Below are 14,574 nucleotides of genomic sequence, written 5' to 3' on the forward strand. Positions count from 1 at the left end.
GTAAACAACAGCACGACTGTAAACTTGTGCATCAGAATAAACTGAAGCATTTCCACTAATACAGGCGCCATCAAATACCTTGGCATTGTTGTAAACTTTTGCACCGCTATAAACCATGGCATCATTATAAACCCAACAGTCTCCTTCATGACTTAAGTTGCTCTCACCTTCTATAAAGCCGCCTAGGTCACCTTTCTTGACTCTTCCAAAGTCTCTCAGTGCACGAATGCGGTGGAGAGTTTTGCGCCCAATTTCAATTGTTTCATCAGTCAGTTCGTATTTTTTCATCTGGTCTTTTCTCCAGTTGATATGGCGTTATAGTCATCAACGTGTGCCCTACCGTAAACTTTTGCATCACCGTAAACTTTTGCTTCTCCGTAAATTTCTGCCTTATCGTAAACACGTGCTTCATCGTAAACGCGTGCATCATCGTAAACTTTTGCACGCCCATGAACATGTGCATTGCCAAAAACCAAGGCATTACCAAAAACCTTGGCATAACCGTAAACCTCTGCATTATGGGAAACGCATGCCTTACCGTAAACGTGTGCATGGTCATAAATTTTAGCATCACCATAAATCTTTGCACTATCGTTCACATATCCGTCTTTAATTTTTGCATTGCCATAAACTTCTGCCTTATCGGAAACGTATGCATAACCGTAAACATGTGCATTATCGGAAACTTTTGCTTCATCGTAAACGCGTGCACAATTGTAAACCTCTGCACGACCGTAAACATGTGCTTTATCGAAAACGCGGGCACAATCGTAAACCTCTGCACGACCGTAAACTTCTGCATCACCGTAAACTTTTGCTTCTCCATAAATTTCTGCACGACCGTAAACGCGCGCTTCATCGAAAACGTGTGCGCTCTCGTAAACATGTGCATTATCGGAAACTTTTGCTTCATCGAAAACAAGTGCATTGCCATAAACACGTGCATCTCCAAAAACACAAGCCTTATACCAAATCCAACAATTGCCCTCATGGGATAAGTTGCCTTCATGCTCTATAAAACCGCCTAGGTCGCCTGCTTTAATACCACCAAAGTCTCTCAATGCACGAATGCGGTGAAGAGTTTTGCCATCAACTTCAATTGTTTCATCAGTAAATTCGTATTTTTTCATCTGGTCTTTTCTCCAGTTGAGATTCTTTTATCGCCATTAATCCAGTCGTTCCAACATACACATGCATCACCGTAAATTTTTGCATGACCATAAACATGCGCATCACCGTAAACTTGCGCATTGCCGTAAACACGCGCCCTATCGTAAATGTATGCCTCACCGTAAACTTGTGCATTGCCATAAACTTCTGCATTATCAAAAACGTGCGGTTCACCGCAAATATATGCATCACCGTAAACTTCTGCATGACCGTAAATGCATGGTTCATCGAAAACTTCTGCTTTGCCATAAATACGAGAATTGTCGTAAACCTCGGCATAACCGTAAACATGTGCATTTTCGTAAACCTTAGCATCATCATAAACCTTGGCATAACCCCCAATCCAGCAATTACCATGATGCGATAGGTTGTCTTCTTTTGCTATAAAGCCGCCAAGATCACCTTGCTTGACGTCCCCCAAATCTCTCAATGAACGTATGCGGTGGAGAGTTCTGCCATCAAACTCAATTGTTTCATCAGTAAGTTCGTATTTTTTCATCTGGTCTTTTCTCCAGTTGAGATTCTTCTATCGTCATCAATCCAGTAGTTCCAAAATACACATTCATTATCATAAATCTTTGCATTGCCATAAATATGCGCATTGCTAAGAACATGTGCATTGCCATAAACATGGGTATTGCCATAAACATGGGCATTACTATAAACCCTAGCATTGCCATAAACATGTGCATTGCCATAAACATGGGCATTACTATAAACCTTAGCATTGCCATAAACATGGGCATTGTCAAAAACATGGGCATTGCCACAAACATGGGCATTATCAGAAACCTTTACATCCTCATAGATTTGTGCATTGCCATAAACTTCTGCATTCTCATAAACACAAGCATTGCCATAAACACTCGCACTACCAAAAACCTTGGCATTGCCAAGAACATGTGCATCACCAAAAATCTTGGCATTACGAAAAATGGTAGCACTTTCAAGCACCTTGGCATTATCATACACCCAGCAATTACCTTTATGACTTAGGTTGTCTTCTTTCTCGATATAGCCTCCTAAATCACCTTTCTCGACGTTTCCAAAGTCTCTCAACGCGCGAATACGATGAAGGGTTTTTCCATCAACTTCGATTGTTTCATCAGTTAGTTCGTATTTTTTTCTCATGGTTTATTGCCTCTCACCCTTATCTTAAAACAGTGTCATTTCCAGATACTTTTGTATTTCCGGTTACTTCGGCATTCTCGCAAACTATTGCACCACCAAACACACGGGCATTTCCAGAGATTTTTGCGTGACCGCCAACTTTAGCTTTTTCAGAGACATGTGCTCCATCATAAATTTTGGCACAACCACCAACCTTTGCTTTACCGAAAATACGAGCATTATCCCAAGCGGATGCAAGGTGCAAAATTGTAGCGTCGTCGAAAACTTCTGCATTGTCATAAACGTGTGCATGTTCGGAAATTACGGCGTCATGGTATATTCTTGCTTTTCCATAAACCTTGGCATCACCGCAAACTTTTGCATTAACGTAAATTTCTGCACGATCGTAAACATGTGCATCATCGTAAACCTTGGCGTTACCGTAAACTTCTGCATGACCGTAAACTTGTGCATCAGAATAAACTGAAGCATTTCCACTAATACAGGCGCCATCAAATATCTTGGCATTATCCAAAATGGTAGCGCTTTCATGCACCTTGGCATCGCCATCTACCCAACAATCACCTTTATGACTTAGGTTGCCTTCTTTCTCGATATAGCCTCCTAAATCACCTTGCTTGACGTTTCCAAAGTCTCTCAACGCGCGAATACGGTGAAGGGTTTTTCCATCAAACTCAATTGTTTCATCTGTCAGTTCGTATTTTTTTTCCATGGTTTTACTCCTTTAAGTTAGACTCTGCCTTTGTCGTTCTTGCAAAAGAACGGCATTGCATTGTGTGGTGAATTTTTTGAAAAGGTGGCGTCTTTTAAAAACGCCTTTAGATTTTAAAGCACATCACAAGGACGCAAACGGTGTTGTTTTTCGTAAGAACCATACATTGCATCATCATATTCGCGCTGTTTTATATCATCTAAAAAAAAACCGTATGCTGAGCTATGCGTAACAAAGTCGTGCGGAATGTTTCCGTTGAAACACTGCTCTTCACATTCTTTAAGATAGAATTCGGCAACATCTTCAGAGATATCTTCACAACGATTAGTCGTTGGTTCTACGCGCAAGATTTGGACAGCATTATCGGCTTGGTCGATAAATTTGATAATGTCCTTTTCTTCGAAGAAAGTTCCATATTTAGCGAGATTTTGCTCTTCATTTTCGCACATCACTAAGAGAATTTCATCAGAATTTATAAACACTGGTTTTTTCACAAATGCCTCCATACCAAAATATTTAAATACATTTTGAAAAAAACGCCTTGACATAGGTTTTTTTTTTCGGGGTATGGTGCAGTGATAATTGTATTTTATGCACAAGTCAATTAAAATTTTGCATAAAACGCAAAAATAAATCTTAAAATATATAATTAAATTATGCGCTATCCACAATTTGGGAGATGTTTATGAGCGATATAGATAAAAAAATAGAATCTGTTTTTTCATTATTCAATGAAAAAGAGCAGTTAATTATTACTTATTTTGTTTTTAATTTTTTTAATAATTCAAGAAAATCAAGCACCGCTTCTTTGTCAACTGGATCAAGTGATGCACATATTTTCATAAAATCTAAGTCTACTTCTTTGTAAAAACTGGGGGGAGGTTCGTTAAAAAATTCAGAAATCTTTACTAGTTCATCAATGGTTATATCTCGCGTTTTACCATTTTGATAGGTATTAAGCATGCGATTCACTGCTGATGGGTGTAGTTCTAAATGTGATGCTAGTAATGTTTGTGCGCCGTGTCCTCGTTCGTTAAGGCGCTCTTTAATCCATAGCTTAAGTTTGGACTGAATATCTTGTTCCATGGTTCGTATAATCCTTGAAAATATATTTTTATGCAAATGTGCAAAAATGATAAAAAAGCATAATTTCGTTGACTTGTGCATAAAACGCAATTATTTATTGCGCTGTTATGGAGATTACATATGCCTTCGAGATTAATTATAAAATATTTAGGTGGTTTCAAAACTGTAGCAACCATAGTGCAAAGAGATGTGTCATCTGTTTATAGATGGCGTGACATACCAGCAAAACACCAGCAAAAAATTTTAGATTACGCCCGTGAGCATGGGATAGATTTACGTCCAGAAGATTTTTTTTATCCCGAGCGTTTGCAGAGATTAATGCAAGAGCAACACCCCCCAATTACGAAAATTTGCAAAAGTTCCAGCGTTGATAGCGCGGGTGAGACTTTGCAGCATTAAGGAGATGAAGATGAGTTCGAATGAGATTTTATGGATAGCAGTGGTTTCAGTTTTGCTCTTAAGCGGAGTGATGTTTCGTATTGCATTGCATTATCGCGACCAAGTTAAAGCACTTAAAGAGCAGGTTAATAATCTTAAGAAAGAAATGAGAGGGAATGAGTTTAGGTATTTAAAGGAAACCAAGCAGACAATTGATGAATGTGATGCGGATCTTAAAGAACGTGACAAGCTAATTGAAGCACTGAAGCAAGAGATTAAAGAGCGTTACGAGGAAATGGAAGAACGTGACGAGGAAATTAAAGAACGTGACAAGCTAATAAAAAAATTTAAGCAACAGACTGAAGAGCATGAAAAGGCGTTCAGAAATGTAAGTGAAGTTGTAATGACACTAAAAGCAGATGTTCAATCACGTGATACGGAAATTGAAGACCTTAAGCAAAAGATAGATGCGTATCGAGAAGAGTTTGAACGGAAAAGTGAAAAGATAAAGGCACTAAAAGAAGATGTGCAATCACGTGATACGGAAATTCAAAGACTAACACAAGAGCTTAAACCGCGTGATGAAGCAGTAAAAGCGCCGCCTCATAAGAATAAGAAGAGTAAGAAGAAGGGTAAGTGAGGAGAGAAAGATGAGTTTAGTAGCAACAGTTCTTTCTATAACTACCAATCTATATTTGCTTTATGAGGTTTATCACTATTTTAAACAGGCAGGAGAGCTTAGGGATGAGATAATTAAACAAAAAAGAATAATATGGGATCTAGAGGATAAACTTAGGAAGAATGAGGGGATAAGAAATAGGTCCAAAAAGAAGCTTTAATTGTTTTTTGAGGATTACTTGAGGAAGTATGTTCCATAATAAAAAGCGGAGTATCTGATTTATTCAATTTTGAGGAACAAATGAAAAATTCTAATTTAATTTCTTGTCCACCGATTATATTATTAAAGGAATTAAGACCATTTTGTAAGGTTTGTTCTGTTTCGAGTTTTATTAGGTCTATATGTTTCGGAGATGTGGGGTTGATAGTTATTTGGCCATTTCCGCTAATAAATGTACCGTTGCTATAAACTATTTTATCAAATTCGAATTGGCATTTTTTCTCTATCCATATGTGATTTATTTTAATCATTCTTTCTGTAGGATTTTTAATGTATAATATGACACTAAATTTATTAGGATCATGTTTGTCTGGAGTAGGACTATGTACATTGAACTGTAGCGGTGGTCCTAAGTCCAGTTCTTCTTTTGTTTTTAGTAAAAAATTGACATGTTTTTCTGATGATGTGGCTTGCTTTTGCAATGATTTATTTTGCTCTTCTAGATGGTTAAACTGTTTTTCTACATTGCATAAATCTTCTCTTCGAGTCTTTTCTGCTTTTTTGAGATCTACGTATCTTAAAAACAACGATAGTATTAGGGAAAAGATACTAATAATTATAGCTATAACATCTTTATCTATTTGCATACTTCTTACACCCTTCTTTCCTTCATTTTCGGAAAAAAACACTTCTATAAAACACATTTTGTATGGAGTGGCGCTGTGATTAACACGATTCTTTGTTTTGATCTAGGTACGAAGACGGGGTGGGCGATACGTGGTGCAAGTGGTGACATATTCAGTGGTACCGTGAATTTTCAATCGCGCCGTTTTGAAGGCGGTGGAATGCGTTACTTGCGTTTTAAACAATGGCTATCAGAAATAAAGCAGACAGCAGGTCAAATTGACGCGGTGTATTTTGAAGAGGTGAGGCGTCATAAAGGTACAGATGCAGCGCATGTTTACGGAGGTTTGTTAGCAACGTTAACGGCGTGGTGTGAACAGCATCAGATACCGTATGAGGGGATAGCAGTAAGTACGATTAAGAAAGCGACGACAGGCAAGGGGAATGCGTCGAAAGAAGAGATGATTAAGGCGGTGCGTGCAAAAGGGCACAATCCGAAAGATGATAACGAAGCAGATGCTTTAGCAATTTTATATTTAGTTAAAGAAAGGGAATTGGGGTATGTCAAATGGTATGCCGTGGATCAGATTTCATTTGTATGACTGGATTAGTGGTACAGATGGAATGACATTGGAGCAACGGGGCGTTTATATAACACTTCTTGTTCGCATGTATGACAAAAAAGCACCAATTAAAACAGATTTTGAAACGCTTGCACGCGCTTGCAATTGCTCGCAAAAAAAATTTGCAACGATTGTCGAATATTTAATAAGAGATAATAAACTTATTGAGATAGATGGTGGGTTGTGGAATGCGCGCGTTGAAGAAGAGCTAAAAGATTTTGCTGATAAAAAGGATCATATATCACAAATTCGTAGTGAAGCTGGTAGAAAAGGTGCACAAGCAAAAAGTAATATAAAACAACACGTTAATAATTTTGCTGAAGCAAATGACAAGCAAAACGTTTTTTTTGCTGAAGCAAACGCTAAGCAAAATCAAGCTATAAAGAACCAGAATAAGAATATATATAAAAAAAATAAAACTAACGTTTTATTAAAAAAAGAAATTGATTTTGAAGATTTAGAAACAACCGATTTGGTTGACGAGCCAATCGAGTGTGATGTTGAAAGCCAATCAGAGCAAATCAACCAACCAATCATTCACGAGCAAGAGAACGTTCCTAAGAAAGCCAAGCGAAGTAAGGGGAAAAAAGAGCTTGGAAGCGTACCAGAAGATTTTAAACCCGATTTGCAATACGCAATCGATAAAGGCTTAACGCATGATGAGGCGTTATTAGAATTCGAAAGATTTAAACTTCATTGGAAAGCCAACCCATGTCGAAATGCAAACAATCGCGATTGGCAAAGTGCTTGGTGTGGTTGGATTATTAACCAGAATGGAACGCTAGCCAAGAAATTAGAACAGGAGAAACGATATGCAAACGAACGCTATAAGCTCTCAACAAACAACTTCACAAACAGCCTTTCACAAAGCTTCAGTACACTCAAATCAGCAATTACCACTAGCGATCCTTATGGATCAGAATGCATCAGAAATAGAGAGGCTATCAGTTCATTTGCAAGCATTTGCCAAGAGAGTGGACCGGAGTGTGTATCCTCCAATCTCTATGCATGGAAAGCCGTTGACGCTAGAGGAGAGATCGCAAGTTTTGCAAGACTGTAATCGCTTACAAGCACTGCTTTCACGGAAAGTTACGGTTGAACATATCGAGGCGGCTGCTTATTTGCTTTCTGGTCTAAAAATACCAGCCAATATAGACCCTAATGTTATCGCTTTGAACTATAGCATAGCCTTATCAGATGCTTCAGAACATACCCTTAAACAGGCTGTTAAGGATATCATATGCGGAAAAGCAAAGGGCTTTTCGAGAACCTTTATGCCAACAGGAGCAGAGCTTGCAGAGTATTGCAGAAATTTGAAAGCAGAGCTTTTTTCGGGAGCATCAGTCATGAAATCGTATTTAAAAGGATCCGAAAAAACAGCAAAGTAGTGAAATTTGCTGATGATTTTGAGAATAGACATGCGTTTAAATTGACAGAAAGGTACCATACAGAGCGATTTAAAGATTTTATGATAAAAACCACATTGAAATTAAAAACGCTTCTGTATGGTCCATTTTGAGGCAAATAAACCCATTGGTAAAGTTATGGATTTAAGCAAGGGGATATTAAACCAGATGTTTTTAAAAAAACGTAAACAGAAAGGGCAAAAAAGATTTGTAGCAACGGCGGTGGGACATGCCCCATGGGGATTGGGGGTAGCTGAGTATTTTTATAATCTTTACGAATATGATGATGGTATGAGGGAATATGAGGAATTCGATGGTGGTCAGTATCATGAGATACCTATTGAAGTTGATTACAGTACCAAGGCACGAGTGAAAGCGTGGATATACGGTGGTGATTTGCCAAGAAGCGTTTTGAGTTATGAGGCGTTGATAGATGAGGTGAATAGGGAAATCAAACAACGTACAAATGGTGATCAGTTGATTTGTGAGATAACGAATGATTTTGAGAGAGGTTATCCATTATCAAGTGATGATATAGACAGAGAGCTAGAAAAAGCACTTGATATTCAATTAGGTAAATATCAAAATGAAAAAAAGTGAAAAAAATAAAAAATACGTATTGACATTAAAGAAAAGTTCGTTTAGAAAGATCGACAAGTGCTCAAAACACTGTAATACGAGCGGATAGGTTACGAAACGACCTCTTCCCATGTTTCTAAAATATACTGGCTTTCTTTTGTGCTTTTATTGGCATATAACGATTTTGCCGGGTGTGGTTATACTATACAATACCCTTCATAGGGGAAAGTGTAACGACGGTCTCGTATCCGTGTTTTGAGCGCCCGGCGCCCTTATGGGTTGTCAATCAAAATGTTAAAATACGAGGTAATTATTATGCAAAATTCTGTAAAAAAATATCAACTCACCAATCAAACAATTCTTCGTGAGGGTAAAAAACTTTATCGCATTAAGGCGTTAAGAGATTTTGGTGATGTTAAAGCTGGTCAACTTGGTGGCTATATTGAATCTGAAGAAAATCTTTCCCATGATGGTAATTGCTGGGTTGGTGATCAGGCCATTGTTGTGAGCCCTGGTCGTGTTTACGAAAATGCGCAGGTTTATGGCAATGCAGGTGTTGGTGGTTTTGTATATGGTAATGCTCGCGTCTACGATTCAGCAAAGGTTTTTGCCAATGCCCATGTGTATGATAATGCCCATGTTTTCGATAGTGCAAAAATTGTAAGTAAAGTGCATGTTTATGAAAATGCCAATGCATGTGGCATGGCTATTGTTACTAAGAATATTTGTGGTGACACAATGAATAATGTTTATACAGAACGCCTTTCTCCTTATGGTGAAATTTGCTTTGTTATGTGTCGTGCTCATAGGAAAACAGCTTAAATAACGGCGCGGGCGCGGCGGGGGCGCCTCCTTATAACCATTTCACTTAAAATTTGTTTGAATATTAGATTAGGAGTTACCTATGACCACTACAACTGTATCTAAAAAATATGAATTTACTAATGAAAACTTCACTTTTGATGGTCTTACTTTACACCGCATACGTGCTCTAAGAGATTTTGATGATGTTAAGGCGGGGGACCTCGGCGGTTTTATTGAAAATGAAAGTAACTTATCCCATGATGGCAATTGCTGGGTCTATGATAATGCCGCGGTTCTTTTCGATGCAACTGTTTATGAAAATGCTAAAATTTATAATGATGCTAAAATCTTTAGAGGTGCCAAGGTGTATGGCAATGCTATCGTTAATGGCAAGGCATTGGTTTTTGATACAACCGCTCATATTTATGATAACGCAAAAATTCATGATAACGCTAAGGTCTGTGGGCATGTTTATGGTAATGCCGTAATTAGTGATAATGCTACTATTTCTAATGGTGCCAAGGTTTATGACAATGCCCGTGTCTATGAAAGTGCCTATGTTTGTGGCTATATTTTTGGCAATGCCCATGTGTATGGCAAGTCACGGGTTTATGTCTGGGCGCGGGTTTATGATAATGCCCATGTTTTTTGTAATGCTTGGATTAAGGATTATTCAAGTATCTATGGTCATGCCAAGGTTTCTGGCTCGGCTCGTGTTGGTTGCTTTGTAAGGATTTATGATCATGCCAAGGTCTATGGCAAATCAAATATTGATCATCATGTGCAAATTTATGGCAATGCTGTTGTGAATAGCCGTGCAAAAATTCGTAATGATATCTGTGATGATAATCTGTCACTAAAAGACGCTGCTTAAATAACGCGGGGGGCTGCTTTATAGCAAAAAAGCCGCGTCCTTTAAGACACGGCTTTTATTATCAAAACAGCTAGCGATCTAAATAAACGATTAAAAGAAATAACCGAAATATAAAAGAACATCTCTTTATTGCACAAAACGTATCAAAACGCAAGCTGTTAAATAAAATAAAAATGGGATTCACACTGTAGATTCAGTGATTTATAATTATCATTTATCAAATCAATTTAAATCATAATGAATAAAATGAACGCTGTTAAATTACCTTCTTTTCAAACAGAAGAACAATCTTCTTTTCGTCAACTTCCCCATAATATTGAAGCAGAACAAGCTTTGCTGGGTGCTATCATTATCAATAATGATGCTCTTGATAGCGTTTCTGATTTTCTCAAAGCAGAGCATTTTTTTGAACCGTTGCATCAGAAGCTTTTTGATATCATTTCAAAAATTATCCAAAATGGAAAAGTTGCAGATCCCATTACTATTAAGCCCTTTGTTGACAATGATGAGAAAATTGCAGACATCACTGTATATAATTACGTGGTGCGTTTAGCTACAGAGGCAGTCACAATCATTAATACTAAAGATTATGGGAGCGTCATTTATGATCTGTTTGTCCGCCGCTCTTTAATTAACCTTGGCACTCAAGTTGTGAATAGAGCTTATGATGCTTCTGTAGAACTTACAACATCACAACAAATTGAAACTGTTGAAAATCAGTTGTTTGAATTGGCAGAGAAAGGGAAATATGGGGGTGGGTTTGAAAACTTTAATACAGCCATTACAAAAGCACTTAACATGGCAAGCGCTGCGAAAAAGCGTTCTTCAAAGCTCTCAGGGATAGCTACCCATATCAAAACTCTTGATGAGAAAATGGGGGGATTACAAGCATCTGATTTGATTATCCTTGCGGGGCGCCCTGCTATGGGGAAAACCTCTCTAGCTACCAATATTGCTTTTAATATTGCCAATGCTTGCAAGCGTCATGATAACAGCCAAGAAAATGAAGGGGGCATTGTAGGTTTCTTCTCACTTGAAATGTCATCTGAACAGCTTGCAACTCGCATTATCTCAGAACAAATAAAGGTTTCTTCTTCTGATATGCGTCGTGGTAATATCTCAGAAGAGCAATTTGCAAAAATTATTCACGCAATGCGTTCCTTACAAACAATCCCTCTTTATATTGATCAAACGGGTGGTGTATCCCTTGCACAATTGTCCGCCCGTGCAAGGCGTCTTAAACGACAACATGGTCTAGATGTCTTGATTATTGATTATATCCAACTCATGACAAGCGGTTCAAAGCGTTCATTAGAAAATCGCGTTCAAGAAATTACAGCCATTACCACCGGATTAAAAGCACTTGCAAAAGAACTCAATATTCCCATCATTGCTTTGTCACAACTTTCACGTCAAGTAGAAAACCGAACCGATAAACGTCCACAACTCTCAGATTTACGTGAATCTGGTTCAATTGAGCAAGATGCCGACATTGTTCTGTTTGTTTATCGTGAAGAATATTATCTCAAAAATGAAGAACCGAAAGAAGGCACTGCTGAGTATAGCAAATGGCAAGAGGCAATGGAACAAGCCAAGGGTAAAGCCGAGGTTATTATAGCAAAACAACGCCATGGTCCGACAGGAATCGTTCCCCTTGCCTTTCAATCCGATTTTACACGCTTTAGTGATTTAGAACATAATGTAACACTTTAAATAATTGTTATTATCCAACTGAAAATATTGTAAAAACACATAAAATATGTTATGATCTTTACATCATTTAATGGAACTTACAAACATGCTTAATAAAGTGATTTTAATTGGTTATTTAGGTGCTAATCCCGAAAGCAAAACAATGTCATCTGGCACCGAGGTGGTCAATTTTCGAATGGCAACGTCTGAGAGCTACACAGACAAGGCAACCAATAAGAAAGTAGACAAAACCGAATGGCATTCCATTGTGGTTTTTAATCCACATTTAGCAAAAATAGCACTTCAGTATCTCAGTAAAGGTAGCAAAGTTTATATCGAGGGGCGACTACAAACCCGTAAATGGCAAGATAAAAACGGTGTTGATCGCTATGTAACAGAAGTCATATTGCCTCAGTACAAAGGCGAGTTAAAGCTTTTACATGGCAAAAATGATGATAATCAAGAGCCGTCATCTCCTTATGACAGAAGCATTTACAGACCTCTTGATACGCCCCATACCGTTATGAATGACAGTGTTCCTTTTTAAACAGAAGGTGCTTTAATGGATAGTAAAAAGAAGCCTAGGGTTAGTACAGAAGAATCTGAACCCGTTTATATGCTTACAGAGAATGATATAGAGCTGTTAAGAGGTTGTACGTCATCTACATCAATGAGTTATTACAGTATAGTGTTGGGTGCTTTATTGAGTACACTTTTCATTCTGCTCTTAAAACTTTCTTGGGATCAAAGTCACTTAAAACTTAAGTTAGGTGTTGCTGCTGTAATATGCATTTTAGTGGTTTTATTGTTCTTTTTAAATCGAATTTCATGGTCAAGATCAGATAAAATTTGGCAAGATATTAAACAGGAATCTGGGGACATAAGTGAAAAAAAATAAAAAGAGGGGACGCCCTAAAATTAAAGGATGTATCAGAGAACCAAACGGACGCATCTCACGTGCAAAAGAACTACGTGAAGCCGTTGATAAATTGGCAATAGAAATGCGTGCAAAGCGCTTCGGTTTAACGCTACAAGAGGCAAAAAATCCACTTTCTGGTACCTATATCGGGCGGCTTTGCTTGCAAGGCGTGCTTACACAAGAGCAATATGATGCCGCGCAACAGTATTTACAGATAAGAAATAATTACCTTTGCGCAAAAGGCTTGCCAAGCGCTGTTTATGATGATGTGTCTACAAATTCAGACCCCAATAGTCTTGAACGGTGGGTTCAAAAAGCAACAAATCATTATCAAGCCGTGCAAGAGGTAATAAAAGAAGCGCAACAGCTCTATAGACAGTATAATCTTCATGCAGCACTACAGTACCTCGTTATAGAAGATCAGATATTACCACACCTTGTGAGTTCATTGCGTATCGCTCTTAATGCGCTTCAAAAGTATTTTTCGCAAAATTATGTAACTATCACTAAAAGTGAATGATAAACTTATATAACGCTTCACTTTCATAATCTAGTTTATGAAGTTTTCTTTTATTTTCAATTATCCGCTTTTCAATTATAGGAAGGGCTTTCAGAATTTCTGATTCCTCCATATGGTTCTTAGATTGTTTTGCTTTATTTAGATCCTCTATTGCACTTATTTTTTGTAGCATACTGCTAGTTAAATCGCTAAAACTCTTGTTTCTTTCCCACAGTATATCATGCCATTCTCTTATCATATTTACATGTTGTTCAAAACGTTCTTTTGATAAAGTCGACATGTTATGCAAGAAATATACTTCTTCTATCATTCTAATTTCTTTGAATCTTTTTTCCCACCATTCGTCTCCATGAATTAGGTGATTATGAAGTTCGGTTTTTAATTCTGTGGTTACTTTTGAACAGAATAACTTATTAAAAAATGAAGAAGATTCTTCAGAATTAGCATATCCATTTGAAGTGGATATAAAACACGTTGTAAAAAGTGTGATAATTAATACTCTTCTAAAGAGAGTTTTTTTTATAGACATTGTTTTCTACCTTAATTTACATCTTAATTATCTAACAGATTCCCTTTTAAATTATCAATATGTGTTATTTTTGTGTTGACAAATTGTAGTAAATCGTATTTAATGACAAATACGGCACTGGTTGTACTGTATCTAGACGAAAGACAGTGCAGTTTGAAATCCCCGCAAATGCGGGGTTTTTTATTATCTGGAGGGCGTATTTTATGACGTCAGAAAATACACAGCAGGATCCACAACCCATTAAAAAGCGTATACCACCAAAGGCAGGTCAAGGGCGTGTCAAAGGCGTTCCCAATAAAATGACGCGCATTTTAAAAGAGGCAGTGGTTAAGGCTGCTGAGAATGTTGGGAATAAAATTGGCAAGGATGGTTTGATTTCCTATTTGGAAAAGCAGGCTATGGAATGTCCAGCGGCTTATTTAGCGTTGCTTGGTAAGGTGTTGCCTTTGCAGGTAACAGGGGAAGATGGAGAAGCCGTTAAAGTGATAACGCGTGTAGAAATCGCGCCTTTAGTGAATGACGACACGACAGATTAGTATTGTACCAAAACTCATTCCTATTTTTGCAGGGGACGCTTTGGTGCGTGCTGCTTGGGGAGGGAGAGGATCTGGAAAGACAAGATCATTTGCCTTGATGGCGGCTTTAAAAGGCTATCAATTTGGTATGCAAGGGATATCGGGCACTATCCT

The 14,574-nt window shown here is 37.8% G+C and carries 21 protein-coding genes and 2 pseudogenes; 14 read left to right on the forward strand and 9 right to left on the reverse strand.

Annotation, left to right across the window (positions count from 1 at the left end; genetic code table 11):
• From ACFIKU_RS08570 to ACFIKU_RS08600, 7 genes and pseudogenes are all read right to left on the reverse strand, one after another.
• Positions 1-288 (reverse strand): annotated as a pseudogene (locus ACFIKU_RS08570) (hypothetical protein); the annotation flags it as partial.
• Entirely contained in the window at positions 285-1,130 is an 846-nt protein-coding gene (locus ACFIKU_RS08575; RefSeq protein WP_375657248.1) for a hypothetical protein, read from the reverse strand. The pseudogene ACFIKU_RS08570 and the gene ACFIKU_RS08575, both read right to left, overlap by 4 nt.
• Positions 1,127-1,669, reverse strand: a complete 543-nt coding sequence (locus ACFIKU_RS08580; protein ID WP_375657249.1) for a hypothetical protein — start codon at positions 1,667-1,669, stop codon at positions 1,127-1,129. The genes ACFIKU_RS08575 and ACFIKU_RS08580 overlap by 4 nt, the downstream gene beginning before the upstream one ends.
• Positions 1,666-2,301, reverse strand: coding sequence for a hypothetical protein (locus ACFIKU_RS08585; protein ID WP_375657250.1), 636 nt, complete (start codon positions 2,299-2,301; stop codon positions 1,666-1,668). Before ACFIKU_RS08585 ends, ACFIKU_RS08580 begins: the two co-directional genes overlap by 4 nt.
• Positions 2,302-2,320: 19 nt before the next feature.
• On the reverse strand, positions 2,321-3,013 hold the full coding sequence (locus ACFIKU_RS08590; RefSeq protein WP_375642717.1) for a hypothetical protein: 693 nt from the start codon (positions 3,011-3,013) through the stop codon (positions 2,321-2,323).
• Between the two features lie 113 nt (positions 3,014-3,126).
• Positions 3,127-3,507 carry a hypothetical protein gene (locus tag ACFIKU_RS08595; protein ID WP_375657251.1) on the reverse strand — a complete coding sequence of 127 codons (381 nt, stop codon included), beginning with the start codon at positions 3,505-3,507 and terminating at the stop codon, positions 3,127-3,129.
• Between the two features lie 262 nt (positions 3,508-3,769).
• Entirely contained in the window at positions 3,770-4,099 is a 330-nt protein-coding gene (locus tag ACFIKU_RS08600; protein WP_208439714.1) for a helix-turn-helix transcriptional regulator, read from the reverse strand.
• Positions 4,100-4,219: 120 nt separating this feature from the next.
• Here ACFIKU_RS08600 and ACFIKU_RS08605 point away from each other — a divergent pair, with 120 nt between their 5' ends.
• On the forward strand, positions 4,220-4,498 hold the full coding sequence (locus ACFIKU_RS08605; protein ID WP_375642655.1) for a hypothetical protein: 279 nt from the start codon (positions 4,220-4,222) through the stop codon (positions 4,496-4,498).
• A 10-nt stretch (positions 4,499-4,508) separates the two neighbouring features.
• Positions 4,509-5,117, forward strand: a complete 609-nt coding sequence (locus ACFIKU_RS08610; RefSeq protein ID WP_375657252.1) for a hypothetical protein — start codon at positions 4,509-4,511, stop codon at positions 5,115-5,117.
• Between the two features lie 152 nt (positions 5,118-5,269).
• Here the strand turns inward: ACFIKU_RS08610 and ACFIKU_RS08615 are convergent, their stop codons facing one another.
• Entirely contained in the window at positions 5,270-5,962 is a 693-nt protein-coding gene (locus ACFIKU_RS08615; protein WP_273791729.1) for a hypothetical protein, read from the reverse strand.
• 75 nt (positions 5,963-6,037) lie between these two features.
• Here ACFIKU_RS08615 and ACFIKU_RS08620 point away from each other — a divergent pair, with 75 nt between their 5' ends.
• The 10 genes from ACFIKU_RS08620 to ACFIKU_RS08665 all read left to right on the forward strand — a co-directional run bounded on the left by ACFIKU_RS08620 (position 6,038) and on the right by ACFIKU_RS08665 (position 13,356).
• Positions 6,038-6,541: a crossover junction endodeoxyribonuclease RuvC gene (locus ACFIKU_RS08620; RefSeq protein WP_375657253.1), complete on the forward strand. Its 504-nt coding sequence runs from the start codon at positions 6,038-6,040 to the stop codon at positions 6,539-6,541.
• Positions 6,501-7,622, forward strand: a complete 1,122-nt coding sequence (locus tag ACFIKU_RS08625; RefSeq protein WP_375657254.1) for a YdaU family protein — start codon at positions 6,501-6,503, stop codon at positions 7,620-7,622. Before ACFIKU_RS08620 ends, ACFIKU_RS08625 begins: the two co-directional genes overlap by 41 nt.
• The gene (locus ACFIKU_RS08630) at positions 7,609-7,950 is read left to right on the forward strand and encodes a hypothetical protein (RefSeq protein ID WP_375657255.1); all 342 of its coding nucleotides are present in this window, start codon (positions 7,609-7,611) and stop codon (positions 7,948-7,950) included. The genes ACFIKU_RS08625 and ACFIKU_RS08630 overlap by 14 nt, the downstream gene beginning before the upstream one ends.
• Before the next feature lie 186 nt (positions 7,951-8,136).
• Positions 8,137-8,568: a hypothetical protein gene (locus tag ACFIKU_RS08635; protein ID WP_375657256.1), complete on the forward strand. Its 432-nt coding sequence runs from the start codon at positions 8,137-8,139 to the stop codon at positions 8,566-8,568.
• 294 nt (positions 8,569-8,862) lie between these two features.
• Entirely contained in the window at positions 8,863-9,369 is a 507-nt protein-coding gene (locus ACFIKU_RS08640) for a hypothetical protein (RefSeq protein ID WP_375627031.1), read from the forward strand.
• An 82-nt stretch (positions 9,370-9,451) separates the two neighbouring features.
• Positions 9,452-10,225, forward strand: a complete 774-nt coding sequence (locus ACFIKU_RS08645) for a hypothetical protein (RefSeq protein WP_375627030.1) — start codon at positions 9,452-9,454, stop codon at positions 10,223-10,225.
• A 246-nt stretch (positions 10,226-10,471) separates the two neighbouring features.
• Positions 10,472-11,938: a replicative DNA helicase gene (locus ACFIKU_RS08650; protein WP_375657257.1), complete on the forward strand. Its 1,467-nt coding sequence runs from the start codon at positions 10,472-10,474 to the stop codon at positions 11,936-11,938.
• Between the two features lie 85 nt (positions 11,939-12,023).
• Positions 12,024-12,464: a single-stranded DNA-binding protein gene (gene ssb, locus ACFIKU_RS08655; RefSeq protein ID WP_375657258.1), complete on the forward strand. Its 441-nt coding sequence runs from the start codon at positions 12,024-12,026 to the stop codon at positions 12,462-12,464.
• A 15-nt stretch (positions 12,465-12,479) separates the two neighbouring features.
• The gene (locus ACFIKU_RS08660) at positions 12,480-12,815 is read left to right on the forward strand and encodes a hypothetical protein (protein ID WP_375642647.1); all 336 of its coding nucleotides are present in this window, start codon (positions 12,480-12,482) and stop codon (positions 12,813-12,815) included.
• The gene (locus ACFIKU_RS08665) at positions 12,802-13,356 is read left to right on the forward strand and encodes a hypothetical protein (protein ID WP_375657259.1); all 555 of its coding nucleotides are present in this window, start codon (positions 12,802-12,804) and stop codon (positions 13,354-13,356) included. Before ACFIKU_RS08660 ends, ACFIKU_RS08665 begins: the two co-directional genes overlap by 14 nt.
• On the opposite strand, the gene ACFIKU_RS08670 is transcribed toward ACFIKU_RS08665, so the two are convergent.
• Complete coding sequence (locus tag ACFIKU_RS08670) at positions 13,343-13,885, reverse strand: hypothetical protein (RefSeq protein WP_375657260.1); 543 nt, start codon at positions 13,883-13,885, stop codon at positions 13,343-13,345. The two genes, ACFIKU_RS08665 and ACFIKU_RS08670, sit on opposite strands and share 14 nt — an antisense overlap.
• A gap of 203 nt (positions 13,886-14,088) precedes the next feature.
• Between ACFIKU_RS08670 and ACFIKU_RS08675 the strand changes: the two genes are divergently transcribed.
• Together ACFIKU_RS08675 and ACFIKU_RS08680 are read left to right on the forward strand one after the other, a co-directional pair.
• On the forward strand, positions 14,089-14,421 hold the full coding sequence (locus tag ACFIKU_RS08675; RefSeq protein ID WP_375657261.1) for a hypothetical protein: 333 nt from the start codon (positions 14,089-14,091) through the stop codon (positions 14,419-14,421).
• Positions 14,402-14,574 (forward strand): annotated as a pseudogene (locus ACFIKU_RS08680) (PBSX family phage terminase large subunit); the annotation flags it as partial. The gene ACFIKU_RS08675 and the pseudogene ACFIKU_RS08680, both read left to right, overlap by 20 nt.

The sequence above is a fragment of the Bartonella sp. CM120XJJH genome (genome assembly GCF_042194715.1).
Lineage (GTDB): Bacteria > Pseudomonadota > Alphaproteobacteria > Rhizobiales > Rhizobiaceae > Bartonella.

Coding starts and splice junctions, on each gene's coding strand:
- ACFIKU_RS08660 (WP_375642647.1), top strand. CDS start 12,480: ATGGATAGTAAAAAGAAGCCTAGGGTTAGTACAGAAGAATCTGAACCC.
- ACFIKU_RS08580 (WP_375657249.1), bottom strand. CDS start 1,669: ATGAAAAAATACGAACTTACTGATGAAACAATTGAGTTTGATGGCAGA.
- ACFIKU_RS08610 (WP_375657252.1), top strand. CDS start 4,509: ATGAGTTCGAATGAGATTTTATGGATAGCAGTGGTTTCAGTTTTGCTC.
- ACFIKU_RS08625 (WP_375657254.1), top strand. CDS start 6,501: ATGTCAAATGGTATGCCGTGGATCAGATTTCATTTGTATGACTGGATT.
- ACFIKU_RS08635 (WP_375657256.1), top strand. CDS start 8,137: ATGTTTTTAAAAAAACGTAAACAGAAAGGGCAAAAAAGATTTGTAGCA.
- ACFIKU_RS08615 (WP_273791729.1), bottom strand. CDS start 5,962: ATGCAAATAGATAAAGATGTTATAGCTATAATTATTAGTATCTTTTCC.
- ACFIKU_RS08575 (WP_375657248.1), bottom strand. CDS start 1,130: ATGAAAAAATACGAATTTACTGATGAAACAATTGAAGTTGATGGCAAA.
- ACFIKU_RS08650 (WP_375657257.1), top strand. CDS start 10,472: ATGAACGCTGTTAAATTACCTTCTTTTCAAACAGAAGAACAATCTTCT.
- ACFIKU_RS08645 (WP_375627030.1), top strand. CDS start 9,452: ATGACCACTACAACTGTATCTAAAAAATATGAATTTACTAATGAAAAC.
- ACFIKU_RS08675 (WP_375657261.1), top strand. CDS start 14,089: ATGACGTCAGAAAATACACAGCAGGATCCACAACCCATTAAAAAGCGT.
- ACFIKU_RS08605 (WP_375642655.1), top strand. CDS start 4,220: ATGCCTTCGAGATTAATTATAAAATATTTAGGTGGTTTCAAAACTGTA.
- ACFIKU_RS08640 (WP_375627031.1), top strand. CDS start 8,863: ATGCAAAATTCTGTAAAAAAATATCAACTCACCAATCAAACAATTCTT.
- ACFIKU_RS08600 (WP_208439714.1), bottom strand. CDS start 4,099: ATGGAACAAGATATTCAGTCCAAACTTAAGCTATGGATTAAAGAGCGC.
- ACFIKU_RS08590 (WP_375642717.1), bottom strand. CDS start 3,013: ATGGAAAAAAAATACGAACTGACAGATGAAACAATTGAGTTTGATGGA.
- ACFIKU_RS08670 (WP_375657260.1), bottom strand. CDS start 13,885: ATGTCTATAAAAAAAACTCTCTTTAGAAGAGTATTAATTATCACACTT.
- ssb (WP_375657258.1), top strand. CDS start 12,024: ATGCTTAATAAAGTGATTTTAATTGGTTATTTAGGTGCTAATCCCGAA.
- ACFIKU_RS08585 (WP_375657250.1), bottom strand. CDS start 2,301: ATGAGAAAAAAATACGAACTAACTGATGAAACAATCGAAGTTGATGGA.